Source organism: Micromonospora sp. NPDC048839, assembly GCF_040649915.1.
Classification (GTDB): domain Bacteria; phylum Actinomycetota; class Actinomycetes; order Mycobacteriales; family Micromonosporaceae; genus Micromonospora.
The window spans coordinates 1-15885 of the sequence record NZ_JBEZGL010000035.1; the positions used below are offsets into that span (position 1 = coordinate 1).

Below are 15885 nucleotides of genomic sequence, written 5' to 3' on the forward strand. Positions count from 1 at the left end.
GCCGTGGGGTGGGGTGGGGAGGGGTGGGGAGGGGGCCGTGGGGTGGGGTGGGGAGGGGGCCGTGGGGTGGGGTGGGGAGGGGGCCGTGGGGTGGGGTGGGGAGGGGGCCGTGGGGTGGGGTGGGGTGGGGGCCGTGGGGTGGGGTTAGTCGCTGTCGCTCCGCTGCGCGAAGCGGCCCTAATCGGGAGGAAGTGGGTCTACTTCCGAGTTAGGAGAAGAGGCCTCGGCGGGAGAGGGACTGGCGGAGCCAGTTGTCGAGTTCGGTGGTCCAGTCGGTGCGGTCGGCGGTGGCATGGTCGACGGTGAACCGGCCGAAGGCATCCCGTCCCTCGGTGAAGACACCACCGCGCTTGTCGACCTCCAGCACCACCTGCATCTGCTGGGCGTCGGCGATGAAGGTGACCTCCAACTGGTTGATCGAGCGGGCGTACTGCGGTGCCGGGCCGAACTCGATTTCCTGATAGAACGGCAACGTCTGCCGTACGCCGTAGATGTGTCCACGCTCCACATCGGCACGCGCGAACCGGAAACCCAGCCGCAGCAGCGCGTCCAGTAGTCGCTCCTGAGCGGGCAGCGGGTGCACCGACACCGCGTCCAGGTCGCCCTTGTCGACTGCGCGGGAAACCTCCAACTCGGTACGCAGCCCCATCGTCATTCCGTGCAGGTGCTGCCCGTACAGCTCGGTGACCGGTGTCTCCCACGGCACGCCGAACCGGAACGGGATGTCGTGGCGCTGCCCCGGCTCCAGCCGGAACGCGCCGGTGACCTGCTGGCGGTGGAACTCCTGCGTGGTGTCGTAGTCGTTGTCGCCGCTCTCGACCTCGACCCGGGTGACCAGGCCGAGGGCGACGTGGTCGATGTCGACCTGGTGGTCACCGCCGACCACCTGGATCCGGCCCTCCAACTGCCCGCCCGGGCGGCAGTTCGGGTTGGCGAGCACCGTCTCCACCGACGGGCCGCCGACCCCCATCGCCTTCATGAGCCGCTTGAAGACCACGCCGTCCTCCAACTGTGTCCGTGCCGACCGAGGTGCCGACCGTCCGCAACGTAGCCGGGCCGGGCAACCACGGACCGGGTCGACACTCCACACAACGATCCGACGCAATTCCTGTCGGGTGCACGATCGCCTCACTCCCGTTTTACGCCCTGCCCGCCAAGCTGTGTCTCACACCGGCACCACTGGGCCGGAGACACGGCACAGACGTGGAAACGGGGAGAGACAGAGATGGTCCTGCAGATGACGGAACACCGGACGCGCCCGGCCACCACGACCGACACCGACGGGACCTCCGAGGTCCTCACCGACCTGGACGCCACCGACGAGCGTGGCATCTCGACCGACCTGGTCCGGGCGTACCTCAACGGGATCGGCCGGACCAAGCTGCTGACCGCCGCGCAGGAGGTCGACCTGGCCCGGCGGATCGAGGCCGGCCTGTTCGCGGACGAGAAGCTGGCCACCTGCACTCCCGTCTCCGAGGAGCTGCGGGCCGACCTGCAACTCGTCGTCGCGGAGGGCCGGGCGGCCAAGGACCATCTGTTGGAGGCGAACCTGCGGCTGGTGGTCAGCATCGCCAAGCGCTACACCGGACGCGGGATGGCGTTTCTCGACCTGATCCAGGAGGGCAACCTCGGCCTGATCCGGGCGGTGGAGAAGTTCGACTACGCCAAGGGCTACAAGTTCTCCACGTACGCCACCTGGTGGATCCGGCAGGCGATCACCCGCGCGATGGCCGACCAGGCCCGCACCATCCGCATCCCGGTGCACATGGTCGAGCAGGTCAACCGGATGGTCCGCGCCCGCCGCGAGCTGGCGGTGACGCTGGGCCGCGAGCCCACGGTCGCCGAGGTGGCCCGCGCCCTGGAGGTCCCCGAGATCCAGGTCATCGAGCTGATCTCCTACGACCGGGAGCCGGTCAGCCTGGACCAGGCCGTCGGCGACGACGGGGAGAGTGCGCTCGGCGACTTCGTGGCCTCGGTGGACCCGCGCACCGAGCCGGGCGACGCCGCCGCCCAGGGCGAGCTGCGCAACGAGGTCAGCATCGTGTTGGCCACCCTGTCCCAGCGGGAGCAGGCGGTCATCCGGTTGCGGTTCGGCCTGGACGATGGCCGGCAGCGCACGCTCGACGAGGTCGGCCGGGAGTTCGGCCTGTCCCGGGAGCGGATCCGGCAGATCGAGAAGGTGACGTTGCTGAAGCTGCGCGCCCCGGAGCGGGCGCAGCGCCTGGAGGCGTACGCCTGCTGACACACCCGGTTCCCACGGAAGGTCCTGGCGGTTCGCCAGGGCCTTTCGTGCTGTAGTGGTGCGGCGACGCAGAGAACTACTGTCATCCACGACGAACCGAGGAGAGCGACCATGAACTGGACCTTGGAAGTGGTGATCGTGCCGGTCTCCGACCTGGACCGGGCGAAGGCGTTCTACGCCGACCAGCTCGGCTTCACCGTCGATCACGACACGGTGATCAGCGACGATGCGCGGATCATCCAGCTGACCCCACCCGGCTCCGGCTGCTCCATCGTGATCGGCAAGGGCGCCGTCCCGGACATGCCGCCGGGCTCGGTCAAGGGCCTGCAACTGGTGGTGGCCGACCTGGAGCGGGCACACAAGGAGCTTGTCGGACGAGGGGTGGAGGTGAGTGAGATCCAGGTGCTGGGCGGGAAACCGACCACCACGCCGCACCCGTTGGACAACGTCGGCTTCGTCTTCTTCGCCGACCCGGACGGCAACACCTGGGGCGTCCAGCAGATCTCCAGCCGGCCCTGATCGGGCGCTCTCAGAGGCGGCGGGGACCGGTGTCCGGGCGGGCGGCCACGCCGCCCACCCGGACCTGGGCGTGCAGGACCGCGATGCCGTCCGGGCGGGCGAGCACCGGGTTGAGGGTCAGCGACCGCACGCGGGGCTGCTCGTCGGCGAGCTGACCCACCCGCAGCAACAGGTCGGCCAGGGCCGTCCGGTCGACCGGCGCGGCACCCCGGTGCCCGCGCAGCAGCGGCGCGGCCCCGGGCTCGTCGACCAGTTCGGCCGCGTCGGTGTCGGTCAGCGGCACCGCCCGCCAGGCCCGGTCGCCCAGCAACTCGGTGGCGACCCCACCGAGACCGAAACCGACCACCGGCCCGAACGCCGGGTCCTCCACCAGCTCCACCACGCAGGCCACCCCGGGCGGCACCATCGGCTGGACCAGTACGTCCGCACCGAAGGCCGCGGCCAGCTCGGTGTACGCCCGACGGAGAGCCATCTCGTCGGGCAGGTCGAGCCGGACCGCGCCGAGGTCGAGCCGGTGTCGCAGCCCGGGGGCAGCCGCCTTGAGCGCCACCGGATAGCCCAGCGGCGCCGCCGCGTCGACCGCCGCGTCGGCCGAGTCGACGGGCACCGACGCCACCACGTCGATCCCGTACGCGGCCAGCAGTGCACCGGCGTCGGTGGCGTCGGGGCGGAACGCGGCCTGCGCGGCGACCCGGTCGACGCCGGGCAACTCGGGGACGACCCCGGGCGGGCGGCGGAGCCACTCGGCGTACCGGTGCACCCGGGCGAGGGCGCGCACCGCCTCCTCCACTCCCCCGTACGCGGGCACCCCCGGCGGCAGCCGCCCGACCAGGAACGTCGCCACGGTCGGCTTGCCCAGCGCGAGGGCCGCCGGTAGGGCGGCGGTCACGTCGGCGTCCACCTCGGTCCGTTGGCCGGGCAGCGGCGGCGCGAAGACCACCACCAGGGCGTCCACCTGGTCGTCGCCGGCCGTCTCGGCGAGAGCGGCGGCGAACTCGGCGGCACCAGCGCCCGGCCCGACGTCGCGGGGATAACCGTCGGCCACCGTGAGACCGTGCCCGACGCAGGCGGTGGCGGCCAGGCCGGTCAGGGCCGAGGAGTTGCCCACCACACCGACCCGTCCGCCCACCGGCAACGGCTGGTTGGCCAGCAGCACGCCCACGTCCAGCAGCTCCGGCACGGTGTCCACCCGGATCACCCCGGACTGGGCGAAGAGCGCGGCCACCGCCGCCTCGTCCGGCCCGGCGGTGTCACCGACCCCCACCGGGCGGGCCGGCGAGGCGAGCGCGACGACCGGTTTGGCCCGGCCGATCCGCCGGGCCAGCCGGGCGAACTTCCGCGGGTTCCCGAAGGTCTCCAGGTAGAGCATGATCACGTCGGTGCCGGGATCGTCCTGCCAGTACTGCAGCAGGTCGTTGCCGGAGACGTCGGCCCGGTTGCCGGCCGACACGAAGCTGGACAGCCCGAGGCCACGCCGGTCCGCCTCGGCGAGCAGCGCCACCCCGAACGCGCCGGACTGACTGAAGATGCCGACCCGGCCCGGCGGCGGCAGTGCCGGGGCGAGCGTGGCGTTGAGGCGTACCGTCGGGTCGGTGTTGGCCACGCCGAGACAGTTCGGGCCGACGACCCGCATGCCGGCGGCGTGCGCGGCGCGGACCAGCGCCCGTTGCGTGGCCGCGCCCTCGGCCCCGGCCTCGGCGAAGCCGGCCGAGATGACCACCAGCGCGTGCACCCCCGCGGCGGCGGCGTCGGCGACCACCGCGGTCGCCGCCTCCGGCGGGACCGCCACCACCGCCAGGTCCACAGGCGTGCCGGCGTCGACCGCCGCCGGGTACGCGGGCAGGCCCGCCACGGTGGACGCGCTCGGATGCACCGGCACCACCGCGCCGGTGAAACCACCGTCGCGCAGATGCCCGAGCACCGCCGCGCCCACACCCTGGCCGGTGGCGCTGGCACCGTAGACGACGATGCCCCGGGGGGTGAGCAGCCGGGCGATCGAGCGGGCCTCGGTGCGGTGTTCCCGGCCACGCTGCACCTCCAACGTCGCCTCGGTGGGCGCGATCGGGAAGCTCAGGTGCACCACACCGTCGGCGTACTCGCGCTGGACCTGGTAACCGAAGTCGGCGAAGACCCGCAACATCGTCCCGTTGGTCGGCAGCACCTCGGCGACGAAACTCATGATGTCGTTGCGGCGGGCCGTCTCGGCCAGGTGCTCCATCAGCACCGAACCGATGCCCCGGCCCTGGTAGGCGTCCTCCACGACGAAGGCCACCTCCGCGTCCGGCGCCTGCGGGCCGAGCCGCTCGTACCGGCCGACCGCGACGATCCGGTCGGCGACCAGGACCACGAATGCCTCCCGGTCGTGGTGGTCGACGGTGACGAACCGGATCAGGTCCCGTTCGGGGATGCGGGGGTACGGCGAGAAATACCGAAGGTAGCGGGTGCGCTCGGAGAACCGGCTGTGCATCGCCACGATGCCCGGCGCGTCAGCCGGGTCGATCGGACGCAACTGGACGGTGCTGCCGTCGCTGAGCAGCACGTCCACCGGCTGGTCCACGGTCGTCACCGGCGCAGCCCTCCCCCGCCCGGCTCAGTCCCGCGGATCGTGCGGATCGAGCCCGAGCAGCGGGAAGACGGCCTTGCGGGTCGCCGCGATCGCCCGGTCCACCGCGTTCGGCTCGCCGGTCGGCTGCCACGGCTCGTACGACGGGTCGGCGTCGTCGGTCATCCGCAGCGGCACCTCCCGGCCCAGACGACGCGCGGCGGCCAGGTCCCGCCAGCCCGGCGGGGTGAGCGTGGTCGGGTCGATCGGGTCACCGGTGGCCACGGCCAGCAGGTGAGTCCAGGCCCGGGGCACGACCTCGACCAGCGCGTACCCGCCGCCGCCGGTGGCCACCCACCGGCCGTCGCACAACTCGTCGGCGAGTGCCCGCATCGCCAGGTAGGTGGCCCGCTGCCCGTCCACCGTCAGGTTGAGGTCGGCGAGCGGATCCAGCCGGTGCCCGTCGGCGCCGCACTGGGTGACCAGCACCTGCGGCCGGAACGCGCGCAGCACCGACGGCACGACCGCGTGGAACGCCCGCTGCCAACCGGTGTCGTCGACACCCGGTGGCAACGGCATGTTGACGACCGTGCCCTGCGCGCCCGGCCCACCCGTCTCGTCCGGGAACCCGGTGTACGGGAACAGGGCGAGCGGAGTCTCGTGCAGGCTGACCGTGAGCACCCGGGGGTCGTTGAAGAAGACGTGCTGCACGCCGTCGCCGTGGTGCACGTCGACGTCCACGTACGCGATCCGCTCCGCGCCCAGGTCGAGCAGGCGGGCGATGGCCACCGCCGGGTCGTTGTAGACGCAGAAGCCGGACGCGCGGGCGGGCATCGCGTGGTGCAGGCCGCCGGCCACGTTCACCGCTCGCCGGGCGTCACCGCGCCAGACCGCCTCGGCGGCGGCCACCGTCGCGCCGGTGATCAGCGCGCTGGCCTCGTGCATCCCCTCGAAGATCGGGTTGTCGGACGTGCCCAGCCCGTAGCCGGCGAAGAGCGGATCGCGGGGCGCGGCCCGCACCGCGGCCAGGTAGGCCGGGTGGTGCACGCGGGTGAGCAGGGCGTCGTCGGCCGGCTCCGGCTTGACCAACCGCACCCCGGGCCGATCCAGGATGCCCAACTCCCGGGCCAACGCGACGGTCAGCTCGACCCGCACCGGGTCGAGCGGATGATCACCCATGTCGTAGGCGAGCAGCGACTCGTCCCACACCACCACCGTGTCGTCGGACATGGGCCCATCGTCGCACGAGGACCGTCGCCGACCCACCGCACGCGCTGGTCAGCGCGCAGATGTCGGCCCGGGGGCGACCGGGCGCGTGGGATCGGCCACCCAGTTGCTCCACGATCCAACGTAGAGGGCGGCGTCGGTGCGGCCGGCCAGGTGCAGCGCGAGCACCGCCTGCGCGGCGGTCACCCCGGAGCCGCAGTACGCCCCGACGGCCCGCGCCCCGGTCACTCCGACGGTGGCGAACCGCTCCCGCAGGGCGTCGGCGGCCGGGAAGCGCCCGTCCGGACCGACGTACTCCCCGGCGGGGAGGTTCGCGGCACCCGGCACGTGCCCGGCGACCGGGTCGATCGGCTCGACCTCACCCCGGTAGCGGGGCGCCGCCCGCACGTCGAGCAGCACCGCGTCGTCCGCGGCGGCCACCTCGGCGGCCTGCCCCGCGTCGAGCACCGGGAGATCACCGGGGCGTACCGCGACGTCACCGGGAGCCGGGGCGGGCGCGTCGGTGGAGACGGGCCGGCCGGCGGCGACCCAGGCTGGATAGCCACCGTGCAGCAGGCGCACCGGGCGGTGCCCCGCCCAGCGCAGCGTCCACCAGGCCCGCGCGGCGGCCAGGCCGTCGCCGCCGTCGTACACCACCACGGGGTGACCGGCGCGGACGCCGGCGGCCCGCAGCGCGGCCTGCATCGCGGCCGGGTCGGGCAGTGGGTGCCGGCCGCCGACGCCGGGCGGCCCGCACAGCGCGGTGTCCAGGTCGACGAAGACCGCGCCGGGCAGGTGGCCGGCGAGGTAGTCGTCGTGGCCCGGCGGGCCGACGAGCCGCCAGCGAACGTCGAGCAGGGTGGGCGGATCATCCTGGTCAAGCTCGGCGGCGAGGCGGTCGACCTCGACCAGCGGCTCCTGGGTACCGGACATGGCGACCATCCAACACCATTCGCGTCGACGGCACGCGGTTCGGCGGCGGTCGCCGGCCCGCCGTGCGAGGTAGCATCGTGCACCGGAGGGCCGCTGACGTTATGAAGTCTCACGACCTGGTCGACACGACCGAAATGTACCTGCGCACCATCCTCGAACTGGAAGAGGAAGGGGTGCCGCCGCTGCGTGCCCGGATCGCCGAACGGCTGCAACAGAGCGGCCCCACCGTGAGCCAGACCGTCGCCCGAATGGAACGCGACGGCCTTCTCACCGTCGAGGGCGACCGGCACCTGACACTCACCGTGCAGGGCCGAGGCAGCGCCGTGTCGGTGATGCGCAAGCACCGCCTCGCCGAGCTGTTGCTGGTCAACGTCATCGGGATGCCCTACGAGGAGGCCCACGAAGAGGCCTGCCGGTGGGAGCACGTGATGAGCGACGCGGTGGAGAAGCGGGTGTACGACCTGCTCAACCGGCCGACCCGCTCCCCGTACGGCAACCCGATCCCCGGGCTGCAGGAGCTGGGCTCGCCGGCGGAGGAGGCCACCGAGGCCGTCGAGGGCGAACGCAACCTGGCCTTCCCGGGCCTTTCCGGGCCGGTCGTGGTGCGCCGGATCTGCGAGAGCGTGCAGAAGGACGCCGACGTGCTGCGTCAACTGCACGCCGCCGGTGTCGACCCGGGCGCCACGGTCACCGTGGCGCAGGAACGCGACGGCGTGTCGATCGACAGGTCGGGCGACCGGGTACGACTCCCCCGCGAAGTCGCCTCCCGGGTGTTCGTCGCCGCCAGCTGACCAACCGGTCACCCGGGCGTCACAGCGCCCGGGTGTCCACCTTCTTGGCCAGCGCGGCCAGGTCAGCGGTCACCTTCTCCGCCGCCGCGCGTTCGCTGCCCCGCGCGCCGGTCCAGCTCAACGTGGCCAGCCGCCCGTCGCTGGCCAGCCAGCCCACCTCGGCGACCGGCCCGTGCCCGCTCGCCGCGGCGGTGGTCCGCCGGTACGCCTGCTGGCCCAGCCCGGTGATCTTCGCCGCCCTGTCCGGCACCACGTCCGCGCCGAAGGTGGCCTTGTCGATCGTGGTCTCGGACACACTGAGCGTCAGCTCCGGCAACGCCGCGCCTCCGGCCCGCACCACACAGGTGTGCGTGTCGCCCTGCTCGCTGGCCGCCGCCACGTCGAAGCGCACCTTCACCAGTTGCTCGATCACCGCGAAGTCCAACAGCCGGCAGGCGCCGCCGGAGGACGCCGCCGCCACGTCCACGGCGATCGGCACCGGCGGCGGCAGCACCGCCACCGGCTCGGCCTCGGCGGCGCAGCCGCTCACCAGCAGCCCCGCCAGCCCTCCGACCACGATCCGCCCGCGCACGCTCCACCCTCTCGCCGACCGACCGACGGCGGAAGGCGCCCGCCGGATGTCCGTCGGACACCGTACGGGGTGTAGGTGTCGCGCGGAAGTCCTCGTTTACGCCTATTCCGAGAGTGGACCATCCACATACGGGCAGTGCCGACAGCCGCGCCCGCAGCAGGTGCCGCGCCGGGCCAGGAAACCGGCGCTGAGCACGAACAACCCCGTCGTCGGGTCGAGATAGCCGGCCTCCCCGGCGGTCAGCGCGGCGGCGTGCGTGGCGAGGATTCGGGCCCGGTCGGGGTGCGCGGGCGACAGCCGGGACGGGTGCGGCTCGGTGAGCGGCCGATCCGCCAGGGGTCGTCGCTCCTCGGTCACCAGCAGCAGTCCTTCCCGTTCACCAGCAGCAGTCTAGGACCGCTGGCCCGGCCCGGTTGGGGAGTGCTGCTCTACCGGGTCGGACTCGTGGTCTGCTCTCCGCTGCGTCGAAGGCGGGACACGCCGCCGGTTTCGTCGTAGGGTCCGACGATGCTCGGGGGACCGAAGGCTGTGACGAGCACCGAGGAGACGCGATGCGGAAGATCGTTGTGCACATGAGCGTGTCGTTGGACGGGTTCTTCGAGGGACCGGGTGGCGACATCGGGTGGCACCAGGTCGACGACGAGCTGCACCAGCACTTCAACGACGTGATCGCGCCGATGGGTGGGTTCCTCAACGGCCGGGTGAGCTACGAGCTGATGGCCGACTTCTGGCCGACCGCCGACCAGGACCCCACCAGCAGTGCCCCGACGCGTGAGTTCGCGGGCATCTGGCGGGGCATGCCGAAGATCGTCTACTCCCGCACGCTCGACCATGTCGACGGGAACGCCACGCTGGTCCGTGAGGTGGACCCGGAGCAGGTACGACGGCTCAAGGCCGAGCCCGGCGGCGACCTGGGGCTCGGCGGGGCCGACCTGGCCGCGACGTTCGCTCGGCACGACCTGATCGACGAGTACCGGATCTACGTCCACCCGGTGCTGCTCGGCCGGGGTCGCCGGCTCTTCCCGGACGCCGACGCGCCGACCGACCTGCGACTGGCGGAGAGCCGCGTCTTCGGCAACGGCGTGGTCCTACTTCGCCACGAGCGGGCTCGCTGACGGCTGTCGCTTGAGTCTCCACCGGGGGGAGACGTGAGGGTGGGGGCATGAGCGGTGCGGAGCAGTACACGATCGGCGAGCTGGCCCGACGTACCGGCCTGAGCGTCAAGACCATCCGGTACTACGCCGACAGCGGCATCGTGCCACCGACGGACCGGAGCCCGACCGGCTACCGCCTCTTCGACGCCGCGGCGGTTGCCCGGCTGGACCTGGTCCGGACGCTGCGCGACCTGGGCGTGGACCTGGCCACCATCCGGCGGGTGGTGGACCGCGAGGTGCCCCTGCCCGAGGTGGCCGCCGCGCACGCCGAGGCGTTGGCGGTGCAGATCCGGGTGCTGCGGCTACGCCAGGCGGTGCTCACCGTCGCGGCGAGGCGCGGGTCGGGCCCGGCCGAGGTGGACGAGCTGCACCGGCTGGCCCGGCTCACCGCCCGCGAACGGGGTCATCTGGTCGCCGACTTCCTGGCCGGCGTCTTCGCCGGCCTCGGCGACCAGCCCGCGTACCCGGGTGTGCTCGTCTCGATGACACCGGAACTTCCCGACGACCCCACCACCGAGCAGGTCGAGGCGTGGCTGGAGCTGGCCGAGGTGTGTCGGGATCCGGAGTTCCGGGCCCGGATGCGGCGACTGGCGCGGCAGCACGCCGCCGACCACGACGTCCCGGGGCTTCCCCGCCCGGACGCCGTCGCGGTGGTCCGGGACGCGGTGGCCCCCGCCCTCGCGACCGGCCTCGACCCGACCAGCCCGGACGCCGATCCGGTGGTCGCGGCAGCCACCAGCCGGTACGCGAACCTGCACGGTCACTCCGACGACGCCGACCTGCGTCAGCGGTTGCTCGACCGGCTGGTGCCGGCCAACGATCCCCGCCGCGACCGCTACCTCGACCTGGTGGCGGTGCTCAACGGCTGGTCGACAGGCGAGGCGACCGCGCCGGCGGTGGACTGGTTCATCCGGGCCCTGCACGCCCGGATGCCCGAACCGGTTCGCTGAGCCGGCCGGGTGGGCTCGGCCGCGTCGGCTGGGCGGCTGGGCGGCTGGGCGGCTGGGCGGCTGGGCGGCTGGGCGGCTTCAGCCGAACCAGGTCATCGCCTGGCCGTGGCCTCGGGTCCAGGCCAGCGGCTGCCCGTCGAGCGCGAGGACGTTGTGCAGCGCGTCGCTCGGCGGGTCGGGCAACCCGTCGTACGGCAGCACCTCCGGTGCCTCGTTCGCGATCCAGTGGCCCGGCAGCTCACGGACCAGCCGGACGAACGCGTCCCGGCGCGGCTGCGGCACCTGGTAGAGCACTGACGTGTGGAAGACCACGAGCGTCGCGTCGGCCGGCGCGCGGGCGGCCAGCGCCGGGAGGTCGTCCACCAGATCACCGCGGACCAGCAGCGGAGGATCGGTGCCGGCGACCGCCGCCGCGGCACGCAGCCGGGACCGCCGGTGCGCGTGCTCCGGCCAGATCAGGGCGTCCAACCAGGACACGTCGCCGGAATCGGTCACGTCGAGCGGGTTGAGGTCCAGACCAGCCCGCCACACCACCCGGGGTACGCGGGCCGGCGGCACCAACCCGCTGGCCGCGCACTCCAGGACCGGCGCGCCGGAGCCGACCTCGTGTTCGCCGTAGCGGTACGCGTACCGGTCGGGGTAGAGGCAGAGCCCGGCGGACGCACCGATCTCCAGCAGGGCGAGGGGCTGCGGCAGCGCGGCGAGCACCGGCAGCAGGACCGCGCACCTGCCGCTCTCGTTGGTCTGGGTGGCCCGGGTGCGCAGCTCCGCCTCGACGGCGGGCCAGTGCGTCACCGCGTACTCGTGAAACGCGACCGGGTCGTCGACCGGGCCGCCGAGCCAGCGCACGACTCCGAACAGCAGATTCGGCTGCCGTTTGTTCGGCGGGAGCCTGTCGAGTAGGGCGAGCAGCGCGTCGTCACGGGCGACGGCCTGCGCCAGACGCTCGTACGTGGGCGACACCCCACGCGCCTCGCGGCTGCCGAACTCGGCGTACGCCTCAGCGGTCGTCATGCCCTGATCGTCGCAGCCCATTCCTCGGAAATTCAGCCCCCATTCCCGTGTGTCGACTCACCGCCCTCGTAGAGTGCTGCGGCGGCCGGCCCGTTGAGCAGCAGCTCAGCGGGGGTGCGGGTGGGGCAACGGGGAGGAGTGTGTCGTGCGGGGCAACGGTGTCCGGGTACTGATCGTCGGTGGAGGTGTCGCCGGGCTCGCGACGGTGGCCGCGTTGCGGGACTGGGGCGCGACGATCGACGTGGTCGAGCGGGCACCCGGGCCGACCGATTCCGGCACCGGCATCTACCTCACCGGCAACGCGACCCGCGTGCTCGCCGTACTCGGTCTGCGGGAGCCGGTCGCCGACGTCGCCGTGGAGATCACCCGACAGCGCAGCGCCAACCAGCGCGGCGGTCGCCTCTTCGACATCGACGTGACCGCGCTGTGGCAGGGCGTCGGGGCGTGCGTGTCGCTACCCCGGGCGCACCTGCACCGGGCGATGCTCGCCGGCGTCGGGGACACCCCGATCCGCTGGGACCGCCACCCGGTCGCGCTGTCCGAGGAGGGTGACCGGGTCGCCGTCGAGTTCGACGACCACAGCATCGAACGGTACGACCTGGTGCTCGGCGCGGACGGCGTGAACTCGACGGTCCGGCGGCTCGCCTTCGACGCTCCGGCGGCCCGCGACCTCGGCCAGTACGCGTACCGGTGGATCGCTCCCCGGATCGACGCCGAGCCGGTCTGGTCGGTGCAGTTGGGGCGCGGTCGGCAGTTCCTGACGATCCCGATCAGCGCCGAACAGACCTACTGCTACTACAACGACGGCCCGGTGGCCGACCGACCCGGCTGGCGCGACGAGGTGGCCGCGACGTTCACCGAGCCGGTCGCCAGCATGCTCAAGGCTCTCGACCACGACGACAGCACCCTGCACGCCGGCCCGAACCAGGAGGTCGTGCTCGGCGCCTGGTCCCGGGGACCGGTGCTGCTGATCGGTGACGCCGCCCACGCCACCTCGCCGAACATGGCCCAGGGCGCGGCGATGGCCCTGGAGGACGCCGTCGTGCTCGCCGCGTCGCTGGCCGCCGCCGGGTCCATCGCCGAAGCCCTGCGCGGGTACGAGGCGCGGCGACGCCCGCGTACCGACTGGGTGCTCAACCAGACCCACCGCCGCGACAGGGCCACCGGGCTCCCGCCCGCGCTCCGCGACCTGGTGATGCGCCGCCTGGGTGAGCAGATGTTCCGCTCGAACTACGGACCGCTGTTCGCCCAGCCCTGAACCGCCGTCGCCGGGTGCTGCTCAGGGCTGCTGACCCGGCCGGTCGACGATGGCGATGCGGAGGAGCGCGACGGCCGCGTGCACGGACTCCTTGCCGTCGCGCACCACCGACCCTCGGCGGCCGAGGTAGACGTGGGTGTCCCGGTCGAAGAGGACGTCATCGTGCCCACCGATCACGCCGGGCATCCGAATCGCCACCCCATGGCGACCGGCGGCGTCCACCACGTCGCCCGAGATGACGACCGCCCCGGGCTCCCGTGCCAACAACTCGAACAGCGCCGCCAGCGTTCGGGGCGGCACGTAGCCCTGGAGCATCATCCGCGCGGTGGTGTACACCATGCTCTCGTCCCCGTAGACGGCCTCCTCGTCGGCTCCTTCGGGGAGATGCAGGTCGACCGGGTGGTCCCGGAGATATCGAAGCAGCTCGTCCGGATCGGTGGGCAGGTCGCCGTGGTACGCCGGCGACTGGAAGGCGTCGAGCTCCTTGTCGGGATCCCCGGGATCACCGAGGCGGAGCTCCGTCAGCTCGCTCCACCCGTTCGGATCGGTCTCCGGTCGATAGCGTCCCTGCGTGTACGCGACTCCGCCGGCCGACTGCCACAGTTCGCTCCGGATGGTCCGGTACGGGCCGCTGGCCGGCATGTCCCTGACTATCGCGAGGGATTCCGTGAAGACGTACTGGTCGGGTCGCGCGGTCAGCTCGGGCTGCTGCCGGGCGGCGTCCGCCGCCATCCGGAGGATCTCCGACGCGGTTGCCGTGGGCGGCGGCTTGTCGCCCACCCGCATGGTCTGGACGGCCAGCCCACCGGCGGTCAGGACGACGGCCAGCCCGAACGCTCCGGCGAGTCGCCAACCGCGCAGGAACCGGGTGTAACGTCCGGCGGAACGGCCCGTCGAAGCCACCTCGGCCCGTCGGGCGACGTGGGCGGTCAGATCTCTGAGGAGTTGCTCCTCGAAACCCTCGGTCGACTGTTCGATCTTGTTCATGGCGTCAGCTCCGTCTTGTCAGGCGAGGGTGGTGGCCGGTTGGGCGAGCACGGCGCGAACGACGCGACGGGCACGATGCAGGCGGACCCGAGCAGCGACCGGTGACATCCCGAGCACGGTCGCCGCCTCCGCGACACTGAGGCCGTCCACGGCGACGAGTTCGACGAGCGTTCGGGTGCCCTCGGGCAGCTCGCTCAACGCTCGACAGGTGCGGCGGGCCGCCGACTCGGCGTCGATCCGCTCCTCGATGCGGGCGATGTCATCGGGGCCCAGGTCCCGTCGTCCGGCCAGTCGGCCGGTCACCCGCAGCCGTTGGGCAGCCCGACGCCGCTCGTCGCCGATGACGTTGCGGGCCACCCCGTACAGCCAGCCGACCTGGCTGCCCCGGTCCGGCCGGTAGCCGTCCGCCGACTCGATCACCGCCAGGAACACGTCGGCGGTCAGGTCGGCGGCGAGGTGCGGGTCGTCGACCCGACGCGCCACGAACCGGCCCACCGCCTCCACGTGCCGCCGGTAGAAGACCTCGAAGGCCACCGGATCGGCCCCGATGCCGGCGAGGTCACCCCCCACTTCGCTGGGCTCACTCACAGGCCGTCCCCTCTCGTAACCGTCACACCCCTTCTTCGTAAGCCGGACCGCGGGTGTTACCAAACCCCCCGGCCGCAGGCGGCACGACCGGTCAGTTGGGCAGTCGCCCTGGTGATGCGGCATGATCGAAGCACCGGCGACTGGCGGCACGGGGATGGTGAAACCATCGGGGAGCCTCTCGCGGGCGTCGACCGCCTGGGCGCCTGCGTGGAGAATCCGTCATGACCACGACCAGTGGATCCGCGCAGCACCACACCCCGTCTGGCACGGCTCGGCTCCTGCCGGGCGCACCCGTCGCCGAAGCCGTCCTGGCCGAGACCGCCGCCGCTGCCGCAGCACTCCGCAGCCGCGGGATCACCCCGAGCCTCGCCACCATCCTCGTCGGCGACGACGACGCCAGCGCCGGTTACATCGCCATCAAGCAGCGCCAGGCCGCCGCGCTCGGGTTCGCCTCCCCGCACGTGCATCTGCCCGCCACCGCCACCCAGGCCGAACTGCACCAGGCCATTGCCCGCTTCAACACCGATCCCGCCGTGCACGGACTGCTCGTGCAGTACCCCGTACCGGGGCATCTGGACTACGACGCGGCGCTGCTGACGATCGACCCGGACAAGGACGTCGACGGCATGCACCCGCTGAACATGGGGCGTCTCGCCGTCGGCCTGCCCGGCCCGCTGCCCTGCACCCCCGCCGGCATCGAAGCCCTCCTGGCGTACCACCAGATCCCCGTCGCCGGACGTGAGGTCGTCATCCTCGGCCGCGGCGCCACCCTTGGCCGCCCCCTGGCGATGCTGCTCGCCCAGAAGCGCCCGACCGCCAACGCAGCCGTCACCGTCGTCCACACCGGCGTGCCCGACTGGGACCGCTACACCCGCCGCGCCGACATCCTCGTCGCCGCCGCCGGCGTACCCCGGATCGTGCGGCCCGAGCACGTCAAGCCCGGCGCCGTCGTCATCGGCGCCGGCGTCCGCTACGAAGGGCGGCGCCTCCTACCGGACGTGGACGAAGCGTGCGCCGAGGTCGCCGGCGCCATCACGCCCCGGGTCGGCGGGGTCGGTCCGACCACCGTCGCGATGCTGTTCCGCAACGCCGTGCGCGCGGCCGAGCGCGCGAGCCAGTAGCTATGCTGC

Annotated in this window: 16 protein-coding genes; 7 read left to right on the plus strand and 9 right to left on the minus strand. The window is 72.9% G+C overall.

The window, feature by feature from the left end; translation table 11 throughout:
* Positions 1–208: 208 nt before the first annotated feature.
* Complete coding sequence (locus AB0C25_RS35665; RefSeq protein WP_357379369.1) at positions 209–997, minus strand: sporulation protein; 789 nt, start codon at positions 995–997, stop codon at positions 209–211.
* Positions 998–1237: 240 nt separating this feature from the next.
* On the opposite strand from AB0C25_RS35665, the gene sigB reads away from it, so the two are divergent.
* A complete protein-coding gene (gene sigB, locus AB0C25_RS35670; RefSeq protein ID WP_357247580.1) occupies positions 1238–2242 on the plus strand; it encodes an RNA polymerase sigma factor SigB in 1005 nt (334 codons plus the stop codon).
* Between the two features lie 111 nt (positions 2243–2353).
* Complete coding sequence (locus tag AB0C25_RS35675; protein ID WP_357379371.1) at positions 2354–2761, plus strand: glyoxalase superfamily protein; 408 nt, start codon at positions 2354–2356, stop codon at positions 2759–2761.
* Positions 2762–2771: 10 nt separating this feature from the next.
* Here the strand turns inward: AB0C25_RS35675 and AB0C25_RS35680 are convergent, their stop codons facing one another.
* Genes AB0C25_RS35680 through AB0C25_RS35690 form a run of 3 tightly spaced genes read right to left on the minus strand, consistent with a single transcriptional unit; the run spans position 2772 to position 7442 of the window.
* Complete coding sequence (locus AB0C25_RS35680) at positions 2772–5327, minus strand: GNAT family N-acetyltransferase (RefSeq protein ID WP_357379373.1); 2556 nt, start codon at positions 5325–5327, stop codon at positions 2772–2774.
* 24 nt (positions 5328–5351) lie between these two features.
* Positions 5352–6533, minus strand: coding sequence for an acetoin utilization protein AcuC (locus AB0C25_RS35685; RefSeq protein ID WP_357379375.1), 1182 nt, complete (start codon positions 6531–6533; stop codon positions 5352–5354).
* Between the two features lie 48 nt (positions 6534–6581).
* Positions 6582–7442: a sulfurtransferase gene (locus tag AB0C25_RS35690; RefSeq protein WP_357379377.1), complete on the minus strand. Its 861-nt coding sequence runs from the start codon at positions 7440–7442 to the stop codon at positions 6582–6584.
* A gap of 101 nt (positions 7443–7543) precedes the next feature.
* On the opposite strand from AB0C25_RS35690, the gene AB0C25_RS35695 reads away from it, so the two are divergent.
* Positions 7544–8233, plus strand: a complete 690-nt coding sequence (locus AB0C25_RS35695; protein WP_357247558.1) for a metal-dependent transcriptional regulator — start codon at positions 7544–7546, stop codon at positions 8231–8233.
* Between the two features lie 19 nt (positions 8234–8252).
* Here the strand turns inward: AB0C25_RS35695 and AB0C25_RS35700 are convergent, their stop codons facing one another.
* Both AB0C25_RS35700 and AB0C25_RS35705 read right to left on the minus strand, forming a co-directional pair.
* Entirely contained in the window at positions 8253–8804 is a 552-nt protein-coding gene (locus AB0C25_RS35700) for a hypothetical protein (protein WP_357379379.1), read from the minus strand.
* 102 nt (positions 8805–8906) lie between these two features.
* Positions 8907–9161, minus strand: a complete 255-nt coding sequence (locus AB0C25_RS35705; protein WP_357379381.1) for a DUF5522 domain-containing protein — start codon at positions 9159–9161, stop codon at positions 8907–8909.
* A gap of 194 nt (positions 9162–9355) precedes the next feature.
* Here AB0C25_RS35705 and AB0C25_RS35710 point away from each other — a divergent pair, with 194 nt between their 5' ends.
* Together AB0C25_RS35710 and AB0C25_RS35715 are read left to right on the plus strand one after the other, a co-directional pair.
* On the plus strand, positions 9356–9919 hold the full coding sequence (locus AB0C25_RS35710) for a dihydrofolate reductase family protein (protein ID WP_357379383.1): 564 nt from the start codon (positions 9356–9358) through the stop codon (positions 9917–9919).
* Positions 9920–9966: 47 nt separating this feature from the next.
* Positions 9967–10908 carry a MerR family transcriptional regulator gene (locus AB0C25_RS35715; RefSeq protein WP_357379385.1) on the plus strand — a complete coding sequence of 314 codons (942 nt, stop codon included), beginning with the start codon at positions 9967–9969 and terminating at the stop codon, positions 10906–10908.
* A gap of 78 nt (positions 10909–10986) precedes the next feature.
* Here AB0C25_RS35715 and AB0C25_RS35720 read toward each other — a convergent pair whose 3' ends face one another.
* On the minus strand, positions 10987–11922 hold the full coding sequence (locus AB0C25_RS35720) for a DUF2332 domain-containing protein (protein WP_357379387.1): 936 nt from the start codon (positions 11920–11922) through the stop codon (positions 10987–10989).
* A gap of 145 nt (positions 11923–12067) precedes the next feature.
* Here AB0C25_RS35720 and AB0C25_RS35725 point away from each other — a divergent pair, with 145 nt between their 5' ends.
* A complete protein-coding gene (locus AB0C25_RS35725; protein ID WP_357379389.1) occupies positions 12068–13180 on the plus strand; it encodes an FAD-dependent monooxygenase in 1113 nt (370 codons plus the stop codon).
* A 21-nt stretch (positions 13181–13201) separates the two neighbouring features.
* Here the strand turns inward: AB0C25_RS35725 and AB0C25_RS35730 are convergent, their stop codons facing one another.
* Both AB0C25_RS35730 and AB0C25_RS35735 read right to left on the minus strand, forming a co-directional pair.
* Complete coding sequence (locus AB0C25_RS35730; RefSeq protein ID WP_357379391.1) at positions 13202–14167, minus strand: CU044_5270 family protein; 966 nt, start codon at positions 14165–14167, stop codon at positions 13202–13204.
* Positions 14168–14185: 18 nt separating this feature from the next.
* Positions 14186–14755, minus strand: coding sequence for a sigma-70 family RNA polymerase sigma factor (locus AB0C25_RS35735; RefSeq protein ID WP_357379393.1), 570 nt, complete (start codon positions 14753–14755; stop codon positions 14186–14188).
* Between the two features lie 221 nt (positions 14756–14976).
* Here AB0C25_RS35735 and AB0C25_RS35740 point away from each other — a divergent pair, with 221 nt between their 5' ends.
* Complete coding sequence (locus tag AB0C25_RS35740) at positions 14977–15876, plus strand: bifunctional 5,10-methylenetetrahydrofolate dehydrogenase/5,10-methenyltetrahydrofolate cyclohydrolase (protein WP_357379395.1); 900 nt, start codon at positions 14977–14979, stop codon at positions 15874–15876.
* The last annotated feature ends 9 nt before the right edge of the window (positions 15877–15885 follow it).

Excerpts from the sequence above, each read along its gene's own strand:
- sigB (WP_357247580.1), top strand. The coding sequence starts at position 1,238 with ATGACGGAACACCGGACGCGCCCGGCCACCACGACCGACACCGACGGG.
- AB0C25_RS35675 (WP_357379371.1), top strand. The coding sequence starts at position 2,354 with ATGAACTGGACCTTGGAAGTGGTGATCGTGCCGGTCTCCGACCTGGAC.
- AB0C25_RS35685 (WP_357379375.1), bottom strand. The coding sequence starts at position 6,533 with ATGTCCGACGACACGGTGGTGGTGTGGGACGAGTCGCTGCTCGCCTAC.
- AB0C25_RS35690 (WP_357379377.1), bottom strand. The coding sequence starts at position 7,442 with ATGTCCGGTACCCAGGAGCCGCTGGTCGAGGTCGACCGCCTCGCCGCC.
- AB0C25_RS35695 (WP_357247558.1), top strand. The coding sequence starts at position 7,544 with ATGAAGTCTCACGACCTGGTCGACACGACCGAAATGTACCTGCGCACC.
- AB0C25_RS35710 (WP_357379383.1), top strand. The coding sequence starts at position 9,356 with ATGCGGAAGATCGTTGTGCACATGAGCGTGTCGTTGGACGGGTTCTTC.
- AB0C25_RS35715 (WP_357379385.1), top strand. The coding sequence starts at position 9,967 with ATGAGCGGTGCGGAGCAGTACACGATCGGCGAGCTGGCCCGACGTACC.
- AB0C25_RS35720 (WP_357379387.1), bottom strand. The coding sequence starts at position 11,922 with ATGACGACCGCTGAGGCGTACGCCGAGTTCGGCAGCCGCGAGGCGCGT.
- AB0C25_RS35730 (WP_357379391.1), bottom strand. The coding sequence starts at position 14,167 with ATGAACAAGATCGAACAGTCGACCGAGGGTTTCGAGGAGCAACTCCTC.
- AB0C25_RS35740 (WP_357379395.1), top strand. The coding sequence starts at position 14,977 with ATGACCACGACCAGTGGATCCGCGCAGCACCACACCCCGTCTGGCACG.